This window comes from Anaerotignum lactatifermentans, from assembly GCF_016902535.1.
GTDB lineage: Bacteria > Bacillota > Clostridia > Lachnospirales > Anaerotignaceae > Anaerotignum > Anaerotignum lactatifermentans_A.
In genome coordinates, this window is record NZ_JACSNY010000003.1 from 108,135 (window position 1) to 125,850 (window position 17,716).

Below are 17,716 nucleotides of genomic sequence, written 5' to 3' on the forward strand. Positions count from 1 at the left end.
GAAACAGCAGTGGATGAGGAAAAGAAGGAACTGACGGCGGCAGAGAAAGAAGCCGCGGCAGTGGAGGAAGCGGCTGGAGCGGAAGAAGCAACAGCGGCGGAAGCTGTAACAGAAGAAGAAACAACAATGGAGGAGGCGGAAGCCGCAGCAGAGGAAACAGCAGCGGCGGAAGCAGAACCCGTGACAGAGGAAGCGGCGAAGGCGGAACAGGAGCCTTCCCAGAACGTACCGGCGGAAGAGACGGCGGTGCAGGCACCGGCTTCCAAGGGCGGCGCCAATATTTTGGGTATTCTGATCGGGCTGGTGTTCTTTGTGGCGGTGCTGGCGGCCTGTTGGAAAGTGGCGGGAGACGCCGGACGGATTTTTGATACCGGGGTGGTTTTTGCCAAGGACAATAATCTATATGTTTACGATCTGGAAAACGAGCCTTATCTGGCAGCGGAAGGTATCAGTGACGGCGGCCAGTATAACTACTATTTCACGGCCTGGGGCGCTGCGTTTTCTGAGGACGGCAGTGTGCTGTATTATCCTAACGCCATTGGCGAGAACGGCCGTTTTGATCTGTATTATCGGCAGACATCGGGCAGCGAGGGCACGCTGATTTCTTCTGACGTAATGGATTATCAGATCAGCGCGGACGGCGCCAAGGCGATATACATGAAAGCGGCGGAAGGCGAAAGCCAGCTGTGTTATTTTGACGGCACCGCCGAAACCGTTGTGGAAACCGGCGTGACTATGGATACGGACTCCTATGCCATCAGCAAGGATGGTTCTTACATCGTATATCTGAAGCAGGGAGAAAGCGGCGTTGACCTTTATGTGAAGGGGACGGCGGAAGGCGCCGAGGCCCAGCTTCTGACAGGCAGCGCGGCGATCTTCTCCATGGCGGCGGAGACCAATACGCTGTACTACGTAGCGGCGCAGGGCGATACTTACAGCGCCTATGCGTATACGAACGGGGAAGAGCCCCAGTGCATTATGGAAAATGTAACTTATATGGAAGTTATGGGCAACGGCAAGGATGTGCTGCTCATGGCCCAGGATCAGGAAAAGGTGATCCCTTATACTGATTTTATTGAGGACGATATGGCGGTGGAGGACGCCGCTTTGACAGATACAGAGGGCGAGGCCTATGAAGCGAAGGCGGCAAGGGACGAAATCCGTCAGGCCATGGAAAACGGCGAAGGCATCGCGCCCATTATGCAGGACTGCTATATTTATACCAACGGCCAGATCACGCTGGCGGCGGAAGGCGTTTTGTCCGCGGTATCCGTGGCAAATGACCACCCCTACGCGGCATGCTTTACCATGGAAAGCAATACCAAGGTGAATCTTTCCGAAATCTCTTCTCTGGATGAGGCGGAATTCGCTTATTATATGAGTCTGATCTACGGGGAACAGAAGGTAATCCTGGTCAATGCCGGCGGCACAGTATCCACATTGGAGGGCACCGCCATTGATCCTTCCGATATGCTGCTTTCCGGTGACGGCACAGCAGCGGCGTATTATGAAACAGATATGAATACCGGGGAAGTCAGCCTGAAGGCAGGCAAGCTCACCGGCAGCTTTGATACCGTTGTGGAACAGGCGGAAAACGCAGGATTCCTGGGCAAGACCTCGAAACTGGGATATTATAAAGATTATGAAAACGGCGTCGGCACCGTGGGCGTTGTAGGCTGGGATATGGAAGAAAAATCCGGTGTCAGCGGGGTACACTTCTCCGAGGACAGCGAGGCCATCTACTGTATCGGCGATATCAACGGCACCACCGGCAACGGCAGTTTGTATCTGCTGGAAAGCGACGGCGAAACCGTGCTGGATACGGAGGTATTCAGCTTCCAGTACAAGGGCAACGGAAATCTGGTTTATTTCAAGAATTATGACCTGACCACCGGTCTGGGGGATCTGTATTACTACAACGGCAAGGAATCCATCCAGCTGGCGGAGGGTGTGACCGCGATCTTTATGTAAAAAAGAAAAGGAGGGGTGTCATGGAGCAGATATGGGAGAGCCTTTCTCCCCGGGAAACGGAGGAGATGGGAAGAAAGCTGGCGGAAAAGGCGTTTCCGGGGCAGATCTTCTGTCTGGAAGGGGACCTGGGCACCGGAAAGACCGTATTTACCAAAGGCTTTGGGGCAGGACTTGGCATCAAGGAGCATATCACCAGCCCCACCTTTAACATTGTCAATGAATACCATGACGGCAGACTGCCGTTTTATCACTTCGATGTCTACCGGATCTCCTGCGAGGAGGAAATGGATGACATCGGCTATGAGGAATACTTTTTCGGCGAGGGCGTGTGTCTGGTGGAATGGGCTTCTCTGGTAGAGGGGCTGATTCCGCCGGAGGCAGTCTGGATTACACTGGAAAAAGATCTGGAAAAAGGCGAGGATTACCGCAGAATCACACTGCGGCAGGAGGTGGCGAAATGAAAATACTGGCCATAGAAACATCAGGGCAGACCGCCAGCGCCGCCATCATTGAGGACGGCAAGCTGCTGGCGGAGGAAACGCTGAATGATAAACTGACCCACAGCCAGACCATCATGCCTATGGTGGCTTCGGTCTGTGAGCGGACCCATACGGAGAAGAAAGAAATAGACTATATCGCCTGCGCGGCGGGGCCCGGCTCCTTTACGGGACTGCGCATCGGCGCGGCTACAGCCAAGGGTCTCTGTCTGGGGCTGGGCAAACAGCTGCTGGCCGTTCCCACATTAGACGCCCTGGCATATAATGTATTTATGACAGACGCCATCGTCTGCCCTATCATGGACGCCAGAAGACAGCAGGTTTATACCTGCCTGTATGAATGGGAAAACGGCCGTCTGAAAAAGCTGACGGATTATATGGCCGAAAGCATTGAAACGGTCATTTCCATAGCGGAGAGCTTTGAGCGGGACGTGATCTTTCTGGGGGACGGGGTGCCTGTTCACAGACAGAAGCTGGAATCCCATGAAAACTTTTATTTCGCTCCGGCCCACTGCGCTTTGCAGCGGGCGGCGTCTGTAGCGGCGCTGGGCCGGGAAATGGCCCTGGAAGGCAAAGCCATTGACGGCAGTGCCTTTGAGCTGATCTATCTGCGCAAATCCCAGGCGGAACGGGAGCGGGAGGAAAAGCTCCGTCAGAAGGGAGCGTCGGCGGATGTTTGAGATCGTACCCATGGAGGAACGCCACATCGACCAGGTAGTCTTTGTGGAGGAATCCGTGTTTTCCATTCCCTGGACAAAGGCCGATTTTGAACGGGAGGTCCGGGAAAACAATCTGGCCGTTTATTTTGTGGCGGAAGCGGAGGGACGTGTCATCGGCTATGCGGGCATGTGGCACGTCATTACGGAAGGGCATATTACCAATGTGGCCGTTCTGGAGGAATACCGCGGACAGGGCGTCGGGGACGCGCTGATGTACCGCCTGGAGGAATACGCCATGGAAAAGGAAATGGTGGGCATTACCTTAGAGGTACGCATGAGCAACGCGCCTGCCCAGCATTTGTATCATAAACACGGCTACCGCGCCGAGGGCCTTCGGAAGAATTACTACCCCGATACCCATGAGGACGCGGTGATTATGTGGAAATATCTTCCTTTTGGGGAGGAAGAAGAAGTTTGAACCCAGCTGCCGAAGAAACCTTTCTTCGGCATTTTTTTCAAAGGAGGGAAAGAGCATGGAGCAGATCAGGGAGCTTTCCTATGGGGAGCTGAAAAACGGATGCTTTCCGGAGGAGTTTTCTTTCAAAACCACGGCGGAACTGACGCCGCTGGATGGCATCATTGGCCAGGACAGAGCGGTGAAGGCCTTTGATTTCGGCCTGAAGGTAAAGATCAAAGGATATAATATCTATATGGCGGGGCCTGCCGGTACCGGCAAGACGACTCTGGCAAAAAGCAGCGCCCACAGACAGGCGGCGGGAGAACCGGTGCCAAAGGACTGGTGCTATGTTTATAATTTCCAGAATCCCAGAAGCCCGCTGGCCCTGTATTTTGAGGCAGGAATGGGACGGCAGTTCCGGGACGATATGGCGGAGCTGGTGCAGTTATTGAAGGTAGAACTGCAAAAGGCTTTTCGCACCGACGATTATGAGAAGCAGAAAAATGAGCTGCTGCGCTCCTTTGAGGAAAAGCGGGACGCTTTGATGGAGGAAATGAGCAAGGCGGCGCAGGAGCATGATTTTCAGGTGAAAACGGCCAATTCCGGCATCTACTTCATGCCTGTGGTGGAAGGCAAGACCATTGGCGAGGAGGAGTATGACGAGCTGCCGGAGGAGGTAAAAAACACCATCGAGAAAAATTCTCAGATTGTGCAGGAAAAGGCCGGGGCCATTATGCGGGACATCCGGGAGCTGGAAAAGGAATCCAAGCGGTGTGTGGACAATCTGGACTATAAAGTAGGGATGTTCGCCATCGGTGACCATGTCAGCGCCGTACAGGAGAAATATAAGGAATATGATAAGGTTATTGCCTATCTGAACGCGGTACGGGAGGATGTGCTGGAAAATATCGACCAGTTTTTTGATGATGAGGAAGACAGCGAGGAAGGTCTGGCTTCTCTGCTGCCCATGCTTTCCAAAAAACAGCCGGAGGATGTGACCCTGAAATATAAGGTAAATCTGATTGTAGACCACAGCGATACCAAGGGCGCGCCGGTGGTAACGACCTTCAACCCCACATATTACAATCTGGTGGGGGAAGTGGAGTATGACAGTGAGTTCGGCAATTTGACCACGGACTTTATGAAGATCAAAAGCGGTCTGTTCCATAAAGCCAACGGCGGCTATCTCATCGTGCAGGCCCAGGATATTCTTTCCGCGCCCCAGGCGTGGGAGGCACTGCGCCGGGTCATCAAGACAAAGGAGATCAACATGGACGCTGTCCGGGAACAGCTGGGAGCTGTGGTGGCGCCGACACTGAAGCCGGAGCCCATCCCCGCCAATATCAAGGTCATTATGATCGGCAGCAGCTATTATTATGAACTGCTCAGCGAGTATGATGAGGAATTTGACAAGTTCTTCAAGATCAAGGCGGATTTTGACTATGAAATGCCCAGAGATTCGGAAAACATGCAGAAGCTGGCGGAATTTATCAAAGGCTTTGTGGAGCGGGAACAGGTGCCGGACTTTGATGTCAGCGCTGTCTGCGCTGTGGTGGAATACGCCTCCCGAAAGGCGGAACGGCAGAATAAGCTGACGACCCGCTTCAACCATCTGGCGGAGATTCTGGGCGAAGCGGCGGCCTGGGCGCAGATGGAGGATGCACAGGTAGTGACGGCGGCTCATATCCGCAAGACCATCTATGAAAAAGAACAGCGTCTGCGCCTCTACGAGGAAAAACTGGATGAGATGCTGGAGGAAAATGTCATCATGATTGATGTGACAGGCAGGGAAATCGGTCAGATCAACGGTCTGGCGGTGCTGGATCTGGGCAGCTATGCCTTCGGCAACCCCTCCCGGATCACGGCGACGACTTATATCGGCAAGTCCGGCATTGTCAATATCGAAAAAGAGGCCCGCATGAGTGGCCAGACCCATGATAAGGGCGTACAGATCATTACCGGGTATCTGGGGCAGACCTATGCCCAGAAATTCCCCCTTTCTCTTTCCTGCCGCGTCTGCTTCGAGCAGAATTACAACGGCATCGATGGGGACAGCGCTTCCAGTACAGAGCTGTACTGCATTTTGTCCTCCCTGGCGGAGCTGCCTATCCGACAGGATCTGGCAGTGACAGGCTCTGTCAACCAGAAGGGCGAGATCCAGGCCATCGGCGGCGTGACCTATAAAATCGAAGGCTTTTTCGACCTTTGCAAAAAACGGGGTCTGACAGGAAAACAGGGGGTTATCATCCCTGTCTCCAACATCCGGGATCTGGTACTGAAGGATGAGGTGGTGGAAGCGGTCAAGGACGGCATGTTCCATATTTACCCTATTTCTACCATTGACGAGGGTATCCGCCTGCTGATGGAGACAGAAGCGGGTGAAAAGGACGCCCAGGGCAACTTCCCGCCGGAAAGCGTACACGGCCGGGTATGGCAGAAATTAAAGGAATTCCATAAGCGCGCGGAAGGCGCGGAGGAATAAGACGCATCGAGGACGGAGGAGTTCTTTCCAATAAATGGGGAGAACTCCTTTTTTCTGTCAAAAATATTGGAATCTCCTATGAAAATTATTAAAATTCTATTGCAGTTGGAACTTTTCTCTTTTCAATTCGACAAAATTTGATATACTGATTTGTGTACAAAAAGTTTGCATAGGGGAGTTTCCCTTTTGATAGAAGGAGCAGAGGAAATGAGAAAAACCATAAAACGCGCCCTTTGGGTGACGGCTGCCCTGAGCCTGCTGCAGTCTGTGACGGCTTTCGGCGCCTACGTAGATATGAATTTGTTTTATAATGGGCAGAATCATGCCTATTATGCCAAGGAGATCACCATGGTGGTGGATGGGGAAAAATTTACAGACCCCAATATGCCGGCGGTCAGCATCGACGGCAGAACCATGCTGCCTATGCGGGGCATCTCCGAGAAACTGGGCTGTGAGGTCACGTGGAACGAGGCGGCCAGACAGGTATACGCCGTCAGCGATACCCATACGGTAGTATTCCAGATCGACAGCACCACGGGATATAAAAACGGACAGGCGTTTACTATGGATGTAGCGCCTATGATTATCAATGACAGAACCATGCTCCCTGTCAGAGCCTTGGCAGACGCGCTGGATCTGGAAGTGACCTGGGATGACCCCACACGTACCGTATATATCGGGGAGGTGCCCAGCGGAACGGGAAGCACAACGGAAAATCAGGGGGCAGCGACCACCAGCGCGAAGCTGACGGGTTTGTCTGTGCCCGCCTCTAAATCGGATACACAGAAATTTACCATTACCGCCAGCGCAGCCGTTTCCAAATATGAAGAGGTCTATGTGGGGGATAATAAAGTAGTGCTGGATTTCTACGGCACCACAAACGGATTGTCGGAAAATATTACCGCTACCAACAGCAGTGTGGTGACGGCGGTGCGGACGGCATACCATGCCGGGGCGACGGCTGGGGAAAGCTATACCCGGGTGGTATTCGATCTGACGGGGAAAAAAGATTATACGGTAACCCAAAGCAGTGACAAAACAAAGGTCTATGTGGAATTTTCCCAGACGGTAGTTACGGATATTGACACCAGCAGCACTTCTTCGGCGGATATTGTAAAAATCACCGGGGACGGCTCTCTGGGGGCGCAGGTGTCTACTCTCCAGAACCCTTATCGGATTGTCATTGATCTGCCGGGGGTAGCGGCGGACTTCGATGAGCAGATCTCTACCAGCGGCCTCTCCCGCATCTCCGAAATCAGAACGGGCTGGATGAACGGGACTACCTTCCGGGTAGTGCTGGAGGCGGATATGCTGACCAATCTGACATACAGCGAGACCAATGGTGTGCTGACAGTGAAGGTGGAGGACTCTACTCTGGATAATCTGGAATTTGACAGCACCAATGACGAACTGCGGCTGAAGGCGGTAGAAAGCATCAGTACCGGTAGCATCAGCCACAACGACCAGTATCTGAATGGGTATTATGAATTGACTCTGCCGGGAGATTATTCCGATGTTTACGGCTATGGCAAGCTGACCGTCAGCGATGACAAAATCGCCTCCATCGAAGTCTCCACCAGCGGCGGCAAGACAAAGATTCGTTTCAACCAGAATATCATCAGCTGCTATTCCGTCAAGGAAAGCGGCGGATATTATGTGATCTCTATTCAGAATCCGCAGGATGTCTATGACAAGGTGCTGCTTCTGGACGCGGGCCATGGCGGCAACGACCCGGGCACCAGCGGCAACGGCCTGACAGAAAAGACCATGAACCTGACCATGGCATTGAAGGTAGAGAAATATCTCAACGCCAACTCGGATATTAAGGTATATCTCACCAGAGACAGCGATACCCGTCCCGCTAATGAGGACCGGGCAAAAACAGCTAACCAGATCGCCGATCTGATGGTATCTATCCATATGAATGCCGGCGTGGCAACGGCCTCCGGTACGGAGACATTGTACGCGACCCACAGCAACGACAACGCTTCCATGCTGACCAGCCAGCAGGCGGCACAGATCATGCAGAACTATTTGACGGCGGCGCTGCAGCTGAATAACCGGGGCGTGAAACTGCGTTCCGATCTGCTGATTCTGAATTCCACAACAGTGCCGGCGATTTTGGTAGAGACCTGTTTCCTGTCCAATGCCGGTGACGCGCTGAAGATTTCCAACAGCGCGACCCAGGATGCTGCGGCGGCTGCCATGGGCAACGCCATCATTTACATGATGAATAATTATAATCTGCGCTGAGTCGCAGGGGGCAATATGGGGAGGATCTGAAAAGGGTCCTCCCTGCTTTTTGCAGAAAACATCTGTGCTTTTGAGAAGAAGCATGTTAGAATAGAACAAGAATTGAACAAAGAAGAAAAAAAGCGGAAAGGATGGAAACAGATGAAAAGAATCGACGGCAGATCCTTTGACAGCCTGCGTCCGATGCAGCTGGTGACGGGATATACGAAATACGCGGAGGGCTCTGTGCTCATTGTCTGCGGCGATACCAAGGTATTGTGCAACGCTTCGGTGGAGGAAAATGTACCGCCTTTCCTCAGAGAAAGCGGCACCGGCTGGGTAACTGCGGAATATTCCATGCTGCCAAGGGCTACGGCCACAAGAAATAAAAGGGATATCCAGAAGCTGAAGCTGAATACACGCTCCGCGGAGATTCAACGGCTCATTGGCAGGGCGCTGCGGGCGGCAGTGGATCTGGAGGCACTGGGCGAACGCAGTATTACCATCGACTGCGACGTGATTCAGGCCGATGGCGGCACCAGAACGGCGTCCATTACCGGCGGCTTTGTAGCTTTGGGGCTGGCCTGTCAGAAGCTGGTAGCGGAAGGCGTCATTGAGCGGATGCCTTTGAAGAGATATGTTTCCGCTGTCAGCGTCGGTGTGGTGGAAGGAGAATGTCTGCTGGATCTTTGTTATGTAGAGGATTCCGCCGCGGAGGTGGATATGAATATCGTTATGACCAGTGAGGGCGGCTTTGTGGAGCTGCAGGGCACAGGTGAGCACGGTACCTTTGACCGGACACAGCTGGATCGGCTGCTGGCATTGGGTGAAAAAGGCGCGGGAGAACTGCACCGGCTCCAGAAAAAGGCGCTGGGCGGCATGGAATTCTAATAATAGAACACAGGGTAAAAAAGGAGGAGACTATGGAAACGATTATTTTTGCCACAAAGAATAAGGGGAAAATTCGGGAGATCAACGCCATTCTGGCGGATATGGAAGTCAATGTAGTGTCTATGGAGGATGCGGGCATCCATATTGATGTGGTGGAGGACGGTACCACATTTGAGGAAAACGCTATGAAAAAGGCAGTGGAGATCATGGAAGCCAGCGGCAAGATCACACTGGCTGACGACTCCGGTCTGGAGATCGACTATCTGGACAAGGCCCCCGGTGTGTATTCCGCCCGTTTCCTGGGGGAGGATACCCCTTATCCCGAGAAGTTCAAGGTGATTTTTGAAAAAATGGAGGGAGTGCCGGAAGAAAAACGGACGGCGCGTTTTGTCAGCTGTATTGCCGCCGCTTTTCCCGATGGCAGAAAGCTTTTGAGCTATGATACCGTAGAGGGCCGCATCGCGCAGGAGGCGAAGGGAGAAAACGGCTTCGGTTATGATCCTATTTTCTATGTGCCGGAAAAAGGAAAGCATATGGCGGAGCTGTCGGCGGAGGAAAAAAACGCCATCAGCCACAGGGGTAAGGCGCTGCGGAAGATGAAGGACCTGCTGAAAAAGGAGCTGCATTGATATGAAGCTGTTGGTGCTGAGCGATACCCATGGGTATCTGGACCGGGCCAGAGAGGTGTTGCGCCGTCTGGGGGGCCGGGTGGACGCGGTGGCGCATCTGGGGGATCACGATCTGGACGCCATAGATCTCCAGCGGGAATTTCCCTCTCTGCCTTTTCATTATGTGCGGGGAAACAATGATTTTATGCCGGAGACACCCTCCAAAAAGATGCTCCGCTTTCAGGGGAGAATGCTGCTTTTGACCCATGGCCATAAGCAGCGGGTACATTGGAATCCGGATACCATCGCCTATTGGGCGGAAGAACAGGGGGCTGACGCGGTGCTGTTCGGGCATACCCACCAGCCCATGTATGATGACCGGGGGCGGGTGCTGATGCTCAATCCCGGCAGTATTTCTCTGCCCAGAGGGGGCGGCCTGCCTACCTTTGGTATCCTGACCATAGAGGATAACGGCAGAATGGAAGGCGCTATTATGGAGTGCCATCCAGACGGGCGGTTTGTGCGTCTGCCCTGAGAGAAGAAAAGGGGACTTTTCCTTTGGGAAAGTCCCTGCTCTTTATGGACCTGGGAAAAAACAAAAAACAGGAAAAAAACACTTGACGAAAGTATGTATTTGTGGCATAATATTTCTTGCCGAATTGGTATGAATCAGTAGCTCAGCTGGATAGAGCAACGGCCTTCTAAGCCGTGGGTCGGGGGTTCGAATCCCTCCTGGTTCATTTTTTGCGGGTGTAGTTCAATGGTAGAATGTCAGCCTTCCAAGCTGAACACGTGAGTTCGATTCTCATCACCCGCTTTTTTCTATGAATCAGTAGCTCAGCTGGATAGAGCAACGGCCTTCTAAGCCGTGGGTCGGGGGTTCGAATCCCTCCTGGTTCAGAAGCGCCGGAGCATTTGCTCCGGCGCTTTTTTCTTTTTGTGAAATTTCAGGAAATCTTGACAGATTGGACAGAAATGAGTACAATAATACCGTTATGCGGATATGGCGGAATTGGCAGACGCACCGGATTTAGGTTCCGGCGGGTGACCGTGCAGGTTCAAGTCCTGTTATCCGCAGAAAAAAACACCACAGACAGAAAGCAGACTCTCCTTAAGAAAACAGGGTAGTTTCTGGTCTCTTAAGGGGGACTGCGACAGCTGTCTTTACAGGAAAACAATCCCCTAAAAAAACATCGCTGGAATCCTTTACGTGTACTGGACTCCAGCGATATTTGTTTTCTGATGGAGATGGTGTGCCATGGTGTTTTCGTATTTGATGGAAAAAATAAAGTACGAAATTTCCTTTTGGGAAAAATCGTACTTTTTTTATGCCTGAGGATCTTTTTCCCCTTGGGGGAAATTTTCTTCTTTTGCCTTAAAGGAGATATGCTCTGCCTCCGTATCCTTTACCAGTGTGGTGAGGATAGCGCCATAGATGCGGCTTACATTTTTGCGCCAGTTCCGGCAGATGGAAAGGGCCTGCTGTTTGGAGACCACAGAAACGCTGATTTCCATGAGGGTATTGCCGTCATCATCGTTGAGACCGCATTTTACCAGGAAATCATCATTGATCTCCGGGAAATAATTGGCCGTTACGGCGTACTCCGCGCGGATGCGCTTGCTGTTTTCCTTGACATAGGTATTGATTTCGTTTTTGGCGTCCTCGGAAATATGGTTGAGGAAGTAGGTCAGGATCTCCTCACCCTCATCGGTGAGGGTATACCGGGTGTTGTTCTGCTCTCTGGATTTTTCCAGCCATCCCGCGTCCGTCAGTTCCGCCAGATACTGCTGTACGGAAAAATAGTCCATGTAGTTTTTTTCCAGTAAAAACTGGCAGATCTCGCTGTTGGATAAAGCAATCCCCATTTTTTTCAGCAAAAGCAGTATGATGAGCTTATGCTCCGCCAGCTGCCGTATGGAGTCAGCCATGGAACAACCCCCTTTCAATGGTTTTATCGTACATTATCATATCATATTTTCCGGAAAAGAAAAACAGGATTTGTAAAAAAAGAGACCTTTGTGCGGTTATTGGCCCTCTCTTTGGCGGGAAGGCGGCCAGTCCATGCCCTGGGTGATGTTTTCCAGCCGGAGACGATGGTGGATCTGGTTGAGGACGTGTCGCTTGTTCCGACTCCACAGAGGGGCCAGAAGGCTGTTTTTGTCCCCGTCACCCGTAAGGCGATGGATAACGATATCGGGCCGCAGACGGGCGATACAGCGGCAGACAAGACGGATATATTCCTCTTCGGCCAAAGGTACATAGCGGCCCTCCTGATACCACCGGGCCAGCTCGGTGCCTTCGATGACGTGGAGCAAATGGAGCTTGACGCCGGAGATAGGCAGTTCATTGAGAAAGTCCATGGTGGACAGGATCTCTGTTTCCCCTTCTTCGGGAAGCCCCAGAATCACATGGGCTATCACGGGAATCCGCCGCAGGTGCAGCTGTTTGACAGCGGCGGCAAAGGTGTCGTTAGGGTAACCCCGGCGAATCAGAGCCGCCGTGTGTTCGTTGGAGGTCTGAAGGCCAAACTCTACCCAAAGATGGGTATTTTGGGAGAGTTCTTCCAAGAGATCCAGTACTTCCTGGCCCATACAGTCGGGACGGGTGGCGATAGACAGACCGCGAATTTCCGGCTGGTCTATGGCCTGCCCATAGACCCGGCGCAGGACTTCCGCCGGTGCGTATGTATTGGTAAAGGCCTGGAAATAGGCGATATAAGCGGGGTCCTCCCATTTTTTCGCCGTTTGGGCCTTCCCCTTTTGGATCTGCTCCGGAATGGAAAGGGCGGGGCTTTCGGCAAAATCCCCGGAACCGCCCGCACTGCAAAATACACATCCGCCGGTGCCCAGCGTGCCGTCCCGATTGGGGCAGGTAAAGCCGCCGTTTAAAGAGATCTTGGCTGTTTTTTTGCCGAAGATCTCCCGATAATAGGTATTCAGATCACGATAAGGCTTTTCTGCCATTTGCTTCACTTCCAATCTATGGGCGTCTGCCGCAACAGCTCGCATTGTTCCTCAATGGACTTCCAGAGGAGAGGATCATCTCCGGCAAACAGCAGGAGAAGAAGAAAATCCCGCTTGCTGCTTTCCAGAAATTTTTCCAGCGTTTCCTCCGGGTTTTCACAGGAGGAAAGGAACTGACGCAGGCTTTCCTCCGTCAGCGCCAGTGGGATACAGCAGGCGATTTCCTCCAGTATCCCGCCCAGAGTACGGCCCTCCCAGCAGTGCCGGGACAGGGTTTCATAGGCGGCCTGGCTGTTGAGAAAAATTACGTTTTTTCCCTCCTGCTGCCGCCAGCAGGACAGCGCCTGGCGCAGAAGGGACAATGTTTCGCGGAGCAGATCGCTGCTGACGTTGTTGGTCATGGCACTCACCGGACATCCTTCTTTCGTCATAAGTTTAAAATAGCATATCCTGTTTCGCGGAAAATAACGTTGTCAGTTTTTTACTCAATCAGAGATTTCAGCTCTGCTATGAGAGCGGCGTTGTCCTGGGGCCGCAGCAGACAGAACCGCAGGAAGGTCTGATCCAGAAATGCGAAGGTGGACGCGTCCCGAATGAGCATTTTCTTGACGATCAGTTTTTCAAAAAGCTGGGCGGAGGTGATCCGATCCGTCAGCAGCTTTAACAGGATGAAATTGGAAGCGGAAGGGTAAGCCTTCAGATGCTTCCATGTGGCGAACTCCGCCAGGGCTTTTTTGCGCTCGGAGGAGATCAGATGCTGAGAGGTCTCGTGGAAGATGGTATCGGTGAACATATGCTCTCCGGCAAAGGCCGCCAGAGAGTTAACGCTCCAGGGGTCCTGATGCTCCAGCAGCTGACGGCGGAATTCTTCGTTGGAGGAAACGCCGTAGCCCAGACGCAGGCCCGGCGCCGCGAAAAATTTCGAGGTGCCGCGGATGACGAAAAGATTGTCAAATTCCTTTGTAAGAGGAATGGCGCAGATTTCCTCCAGCTGGTCGGAAAATTCAATATAGGTTTCATCGATCATAACGGAAGCGCCAATTTTTTTGCAGTGGGCCAGAATGGTCCGCAGCTGGGATACGGTCAGGGCACTGCCGGTAGGGTTATTGGGGTTGCAGGCGATGAACATGCCTACATCCTCTGTCAAAGCGGATAAAAGGCCCTCCAGATCAATGCGGAAGTCGTTTTTTTCTTCCAGGGGGAAGTAGTCGAACTGGCCGCCGCAGAGGGTCACTTCACGTTCGTATTCGCTGTAAGCGGGGCCCAGAATGACGCTGCGCTGGGGGTTCACTGTTTTGATAAAGGTGCTGATGAGCTCTGTGGAGCCGTTGCCTACCAGAATATGCGCCGGGTCCGCGCCGGTATACTGGCCGATGGCCTGCCGCAGGGCTTTGTATTTCTTATCCGGATAGGTGGAAACGATATGGAGGTTTTTGGCCATCAGGGTTTCCACACTTTTAGGAAATCCCAGAGGGTTGATATTCCCGCTGAAATCCAGAATCTCTTTCTTTGGAATATGATATTTTCTTTCAATGGCGTCCAGATCGCCGCCGTGCTGATGCATGAGCGTGGTATTCTGCATGATAATTCCCTTCTTTATTTATAATGATATATTTAATAGATCTCGTCGATCTGTTCCTGTCGGGTGATTTTTTTGCTCTGGGCCCTGACTCTTGGGTATTGGAGATAGCCGCTGCCGCGTTTCTTTTCCAGCGGCAGGATACGAAGCGCCAGTTTTTTGTTTTTTTCCGGTACCAGCCGGAGGGCGGTATCTATTTGTATGGGCAGTTCCTCCAAAGTCAGCCGGTTGGTCTTGTTCAGAGCGCTTTTGGAGCCCATGGGGGCGTATTCCACCGGGAAGCCGTTCTGGTCCGGTACGGACAGCAGGTAATCCGAGACAGCGTCCATGCCGAAGGCGGCGCAAAGATCACAGCAGAACTCATGAAGATGGCTGTGCGTCTCGATTTCGATGTCCTTCCAGAGGGTTTCGTCCTCGGCGACACAGACCCGGAACACATAAAGTTCCGGCGCCACCTCCACCCGCAGCAGCTCCTCATAGATGCGCATTTCCCATTCCGAGGCGACGGCGTCCAGAATCTGGTCGTAATTGAGGGCGTGGGGCATTTTCTGCCGGTCCTCTTCTTTTGGTTCCTTATTTTCCGCCAGGGCCTTCCCCAGAGAAGTCAAGCTGTAATAGCTGGGAGGAAGGAACAGCTCCGGGCTGATGTTATGTCCCATCAGGAACAGAGCCGCCAGATGGTTCACCGTCAGATAGAACCGGAAGGGGGTAAAGGAAATGGGGCGGATGAGCCGGAAAAAGACGCTCATGGGCGTCAGGAACCATTTATCCAGCATGATCCCCGCAAAAAGCAGGGAGGACAAAATGGCGTGATCCTCCTCCGTCAGATGGGAGGGCGGCGTCTGCCACAGATCGGAAATGTCTACATCTACCCGTTTATAGAACCGGACGAAGATCTCGTCTACCTCCTGATGGCCTTCCAGACAGGCCAGAAAAAATCCGCTGTCGATGGTGTCGGCCTCCAGATCCATGGTGTAGCGGAACCGTCCCGCCGCCAGATAGCAGGCCTCTTCCTTTAACAGTTCCAGCTGCTCTATGGGCGGCAGAGAAAGAAATTCCACGGCTTTGGGGCTTTTGCGTACCTTATGGACATGGATGGCGGTGACAGGCTCCAGCAAACGAAGCTGTCGGCACAGCTGGGTCAGGTAGTCCAGATAAAACGCATCGGCAAAGGAGAGCCGGGCCAGCAGGGCGGCACGCTCCTCCTCCGGGAAAAATCCGTTTTCGTCTACGGTACAGTCCGGCAGACAATGATCCAGCACAAGGGCCAGATCCGCCAGCAGCGGGTGCCGCTCCAGCGTATAGGTCAGAAGGCGGAAACTGTATTTTTCCTTTCCCTCTTTCTCCGGGGAGATATCCAGTACATAAGCCGCCTCGCCCTCGTCAAAGCCCAGATCCTGTGAAATGATATTCACTGGGGAAAGGATGGTGTCCGCCGCCAGCGCCGTATGGTACCACTTGGCAAAGACCATAGGTGCTACCTGATACAGCTGTTCCCGACAGCCCTCATCCATATGGGAAACATATTTTTCATATTCATGGGTAAAAAGCCGCAGCAGTTCGTCGTGCCGCAGCGTTGTATTTTTCTGTTCCATAAAAAATGGACTCCTTTTGCAGAGATTTCGGGCTTCTTTCGTCGAAAAAGGGCGAAAAAAGCCAATTTTCATTGTAGCAGAAAAAGACGGTTTTGTGAACGGTTCCGGCAAAAAAAGAGAAACTGGTATAAAAACAGGGAAAAAACGGGAAAGAAAAAATGTAAAAGGACAAGGGGAAAACGAAAGTGTTTTTGTGCAAAAGACAGAAATCTGTTCTTTTTGAAAAAAACTGAGGGCAACGGTTGAAACTATGCCGGGAATATGGTATATTCCTTGTAGCGGAAACAAATGTATGCAAACGGAAAACAAAAGAGGGGAGAAGAGAACGTGAAGGAAGACAAGAATTTCTTTATCGTGGACAAAAGTGTATTGCCGGAGATCTTTTTGAAAGTCATGGAGGTAAAGAATCTTCTGGAGAGCAGAAAAGAAAAAACGGTGCAGGATGCCGTCAATCGTGTGGGCATCAGCCGCAGCGCTTTTTACAAATACCGTGACGCCGTGCATCCCCTTTACGAGAATACAAGAGGAAAAACGGTGACCATCGCTTTGAACCTGGATGATACGCCGGGGCTGCTTTCCACAGTGCTTAACAGCATCGCCACGGAAGGCGCCAATATTTTGACCATCAATCAGACTATCCCCATCAACGGCATCGCCAATGTGACCATTACCATTGAGACCAACGAGATGCGCGGGGAGTTCGGCAGGCTCATGCGGCAGCTGGAAAGCCTGCTGGGGGTACAGTCCATTAAGATCATAGGCAGAGAATAAGAAAACACAGGAATTCGTGCCGTAAAAGTGGCGGCACGATTTTCCTTTTCTGCTGTATATAAAGAAGAAAAAATAAATTTGGGAATGGAGGAGCATGATGATACATATTCAAATTCCTGCAACATCGGCTAATATGGGACCGGGCTTTGACAGCATCGGTGTGGCTTTGCAGCTGTATAATCATCTGTGGGTGGAAGAGATCCCCGAAGGGCTGGAGATCCAGGTCAAACGGAAACAGGAAATCGAGATCCCCACTGACGAGACCAATCTGATTTATGAAACCATGCGGTATTTTTACCAGCAGAAGGGCCTGCCCATGCCCGGGGTGCGCCTGATCCAGGAGGATTATATCCCCATGGTGCGGGGGCTGGGCAGCAGTGCTGCCTGCATCGTCGGTGGGCTGACGGCGGCCAATGAGCTGGCGGGCCGTCCCTGCGGCAAACAGGAACTGGCGGAAATGGCGGCGGCGCTGGAAGGACACCCGGACAACGCGGTGCCGGCCTTCTTTGGCGGCATGGTTGTGGGCGCTATGAAAGAAAATACACTCAAACACGTATGTTTAGAGTTGCCGAAAGATTTGTTTTTTGCTATAATGGTGCCTGATTTCCCAGTATCTACGGAGAAAGCCAGAGGGGTACTGCCTCAGGAATATTCCCGGGGAGATGTTGTATACAATGTATCCCGGGCGGCGCTTCTGGTGGCATCTTTGATGAGCGGGAAATATGAAAACCTGGAAATGGCCATGGACGATAAGATCCACCAGCCCTACCGGAAGGTGTTGATTCCGGGGATGGAGGAGATCTTCGCGGCGGCCAAAGAAGCGGGCGCACTGGCCTGCTACCTCAGCGGCGCCGGTTCAACGCTGATGGCAATTATTACAAAAGAGAAAGCCGGGGAATTCAGAAATCAAATGTCCGCCTGCTTTGCGAAACTGCCGGATCATTGGGAACTGACCTTGTTGGAGCCCGATACGGAAGGCGTAAAAGCAGTGACTGAATAAACAGGAGGAA

16 protein-coding genes and 4 tRNA genes are annotated in these 17,716 nt (G+C 52.4%); 15 read left to right on the top strand and 5 right to left on the bottom strand.

Annotated elements, in window-relative coordinates:
* Positions 1–9 precede the first annotated feature (9 nt).
* From H9X84_RS03355 to H9X84_RS03415, 13 genes are all read left to right on the top strand, one after another.
* Positions 10–1,971 (top strand): TolB family protein, encoded by a 1,962-nt coding sequence (locus H9X84_RS03355; RefSeq protein WP_205132921.1) that lies wholly within the window; start codon positions 10–12, stop codon positions 1,969–1,971.
* 20 nt (positions 1,972–1,991) lie between these two features.
* Complete coding sequence (gene tsaE / locus H9X84_RS03360; RefSeq protein WP_205132922.1) at positions 1,992–2,432, top strand: tRNA (adenosine(37)-N6)-threonylcarbamoyltransferase complex ATPase subunit type 1 TsaE; 441 nt, start codon at positions 1,992–1,994, stop codon at positions 2,430–2,432.
* Positions 2,429–3,148: a tRNA (adenosine(37)-N6)-threonylcarbamoyltransferase complex dimerization subunit type 1 TsaB gene (tsaB, locus tag H9X84_RS03365; protein ID WP_205132923.1), complete on the top strand. Its 720-nt coding sequence runs from the start codon at positions 2,429–2,431 to the stop codon at positions 3,146–3,148. The genes tsaE and tsaB overlap by 4 nt, the downstream gene beginning before the upstream one ends.
* Complete coding sequence (gene rimI, locus H9X84_RS03370; protein WP_205132924.1) at positions 3,141–3,605, top strand: ribosomal protein S18-alanine N-acetyltransferase; 465 nt, start codon at positions 3,141–3,143, stop codon at positions 3,603–3,605. The genes tsaB and rimI overlap by 8 nt, the downstream gene beginning before the upstream one ends.
* 55 nt (positions 3,606–3,660) lie before the next feature.
* Positions 3,661–6,066: a Lon protease family protein gene (locus H9X84_RS03375; protein ID WP_205132925.1), complete on the top strand. Its 2,406-nt coding sequence runs from the start codon at positions 3,661–3,663 to the stop codon at positions 6,064–6,066.
* A 207-nt stretch (positions 6,067–6,273) separates the two neighbouring features.
* Positions 6,274–8,319, top strand: a complete 2,046-nt coding sequence (locus H9X84_RS03380; RefSeq protein ID WP_205132926.1) for an N-acetylmuramoyl-L-alanine amidase family protein — start codon at positions 6,274–6,276, stop codon at positions 8,317–8,319.
* Between the two features lie 141 nt (positions 8,320–8,460).
* A complete protein-coding gene (gene rph / locus H9X84_RS03385; RefSeq protein WP_205132927.1) occupies positions 8,461–9,189 on the top strand; it encodes a ribonuclease PH in 729 nt (242 codons plus the stop codon).
* A 32-nt stretch (positions 9,190–9,221) separates the two neighbouring features.
* The gene (locus H9X84_RS03390) at positions 9,222–9,818 is read left to right on the top strand and encodes an XTP/dITP diphosphatase (protein ID WP_205132928.1); all 597 of its coding nucleotides are present in this window, start codon (positions 9,222–9,224) and stop codon (positions 9,816–9,818) included.
* A 1-nt stretch (position 9,819) separates the two neighbouring features.
* The gene (locus H9X84_RS03395; protein WP_205132929.1) at positions 9,820–10,332 is read left to right on the top strand and encodes a metallophosphoesterase; all 513 of its coding nucleotides are present in this window, start codon (positions 9,820–9,822) and stop codon (positions 10,330–10,332) included.
* A gap of 131 nt (positions 10,333–10,463) precedes the next feature.
* A tRNA-Arg gene (locus H9X84_RS03400) sits at positions 10,464–10,537 on the top strand.
* A 6-nt stretch (positions 10,538–10,543) separates the two neighbouring features.
* A tRNA-Gly gene (locus H9X84_RS03405) sits at positions 10,544–10,614 on the top strand.
* 9 nt (positions 10,615–10,623) lie between these two features.
* Positions 10,624–10,697 (top strand) — tRNA-Arg (locus H9X84_RS03410).
* A 97-nt stretch (positions 10,698–10,794) separates the two neighbouring features.
* Positions 10,795–10,874 (top strand) — tRNA-Leu (locus H9X84_RS03415).
* 249 nt (positions 10,875–11,123) lie between these two features.
* On the opposite strand, the gene H9X84_RS03420 is transcribed toward H9X84_RS03415, so the two are convergent.
* The 5 genes from H9X84_RS03420 to H9X84_RS03440 form a co-directional block, all read right to left on the bottom strand.
* Positions 11,124–11,726: a DUF4364 family protein gene (locus H9X84_RS03420; protein ID WP_205132930.1), complete on the bottom strand. Its 603-nt coding sequence runs from the start codon at positions 11,724–11,726 to the stop codon at positions 11,124–11,126.
* Positions 11,727–11,822: 96 nt separating this feature from the next.
* Complete coding sequence (locus H9X84_RS03425; protein ID WP_205132931.1) at positions 11,823–12,761, bottom strand: TIGR01212 family radical SAM protein; 939 nt, start codon at positions 12,759–12,761, stop codon at positions 11,823–11,825.
* Between the two features lie 5 nt (positions 12,762–12,766).
* Positions 12,767–13,171 carry a hypothetical protein gene (locus H9X84_RS03430; protein WP_205132932.1) on the bottom strand — a complete coding sequence of 135 codons (405 nt, stop codon included), beginning with the start codon at positions 13,169–13,171 and terminating at the stop codon, positions 12,767–12,769.
* A gap of 71 nt (positions 13,172–13,242) precedes the next feature.
* Positions 13,243–14,343 (bottom strand): pyridoxal phosphate-dependent aminotransferase, encoded by a 1,101-nt coding sequence (locus tag H9X84_RS03435; protein ID WP_205132933.1) that lies wholly within the window; start codon positions 14,341–14,343, stop codon positions 13,243–13,245.
* A gap of 32 nt (positions 14,344–14,375) precedes the next feature.
* The gene (locus H9X84_RS03440) at positions 14,376–15,935 is read right to left on the bottom strand and encodes a hypothetical protein (protein WP_205132934.1); all 1,560 of its coding nucleotides are present in this window, start codon (positions 15,933–15,935) and stop codon (positions 14,376–14,378) included.
* Between the two features lie 327 nt (positions 15,936–16,262).
* Between H9X84_RS03440 and H9X84_RS03445 the strand changes: the two genes are divergently transcribed.
* Together H9X84_RS03445 and thrB are read left to right on the top strand one after the other, a co-directional pair.
* Positions 16,263–16,706, top strand: coding sequence for an ACT domain-containing protein (locus H9X84_RS03445; RefSeq protein WP_205132935.1), 444 nt, complete (start codon positions 16,263–16,265; stop codon positions 16,704–16,706).
* A gap of 97 nt (positions 16,707–16,803) precedes the next feature.
* Entirely contained in the window at positions 16,804–17,706 is a 903-nt protein-coding gene (gene thrB / locus H9X84_RS03450; protein WP_205132936.1) for a homoserine kinase, read from the top strand.
* Positions 17,707–17,716 lie beyond the last annotated feature (10 nt).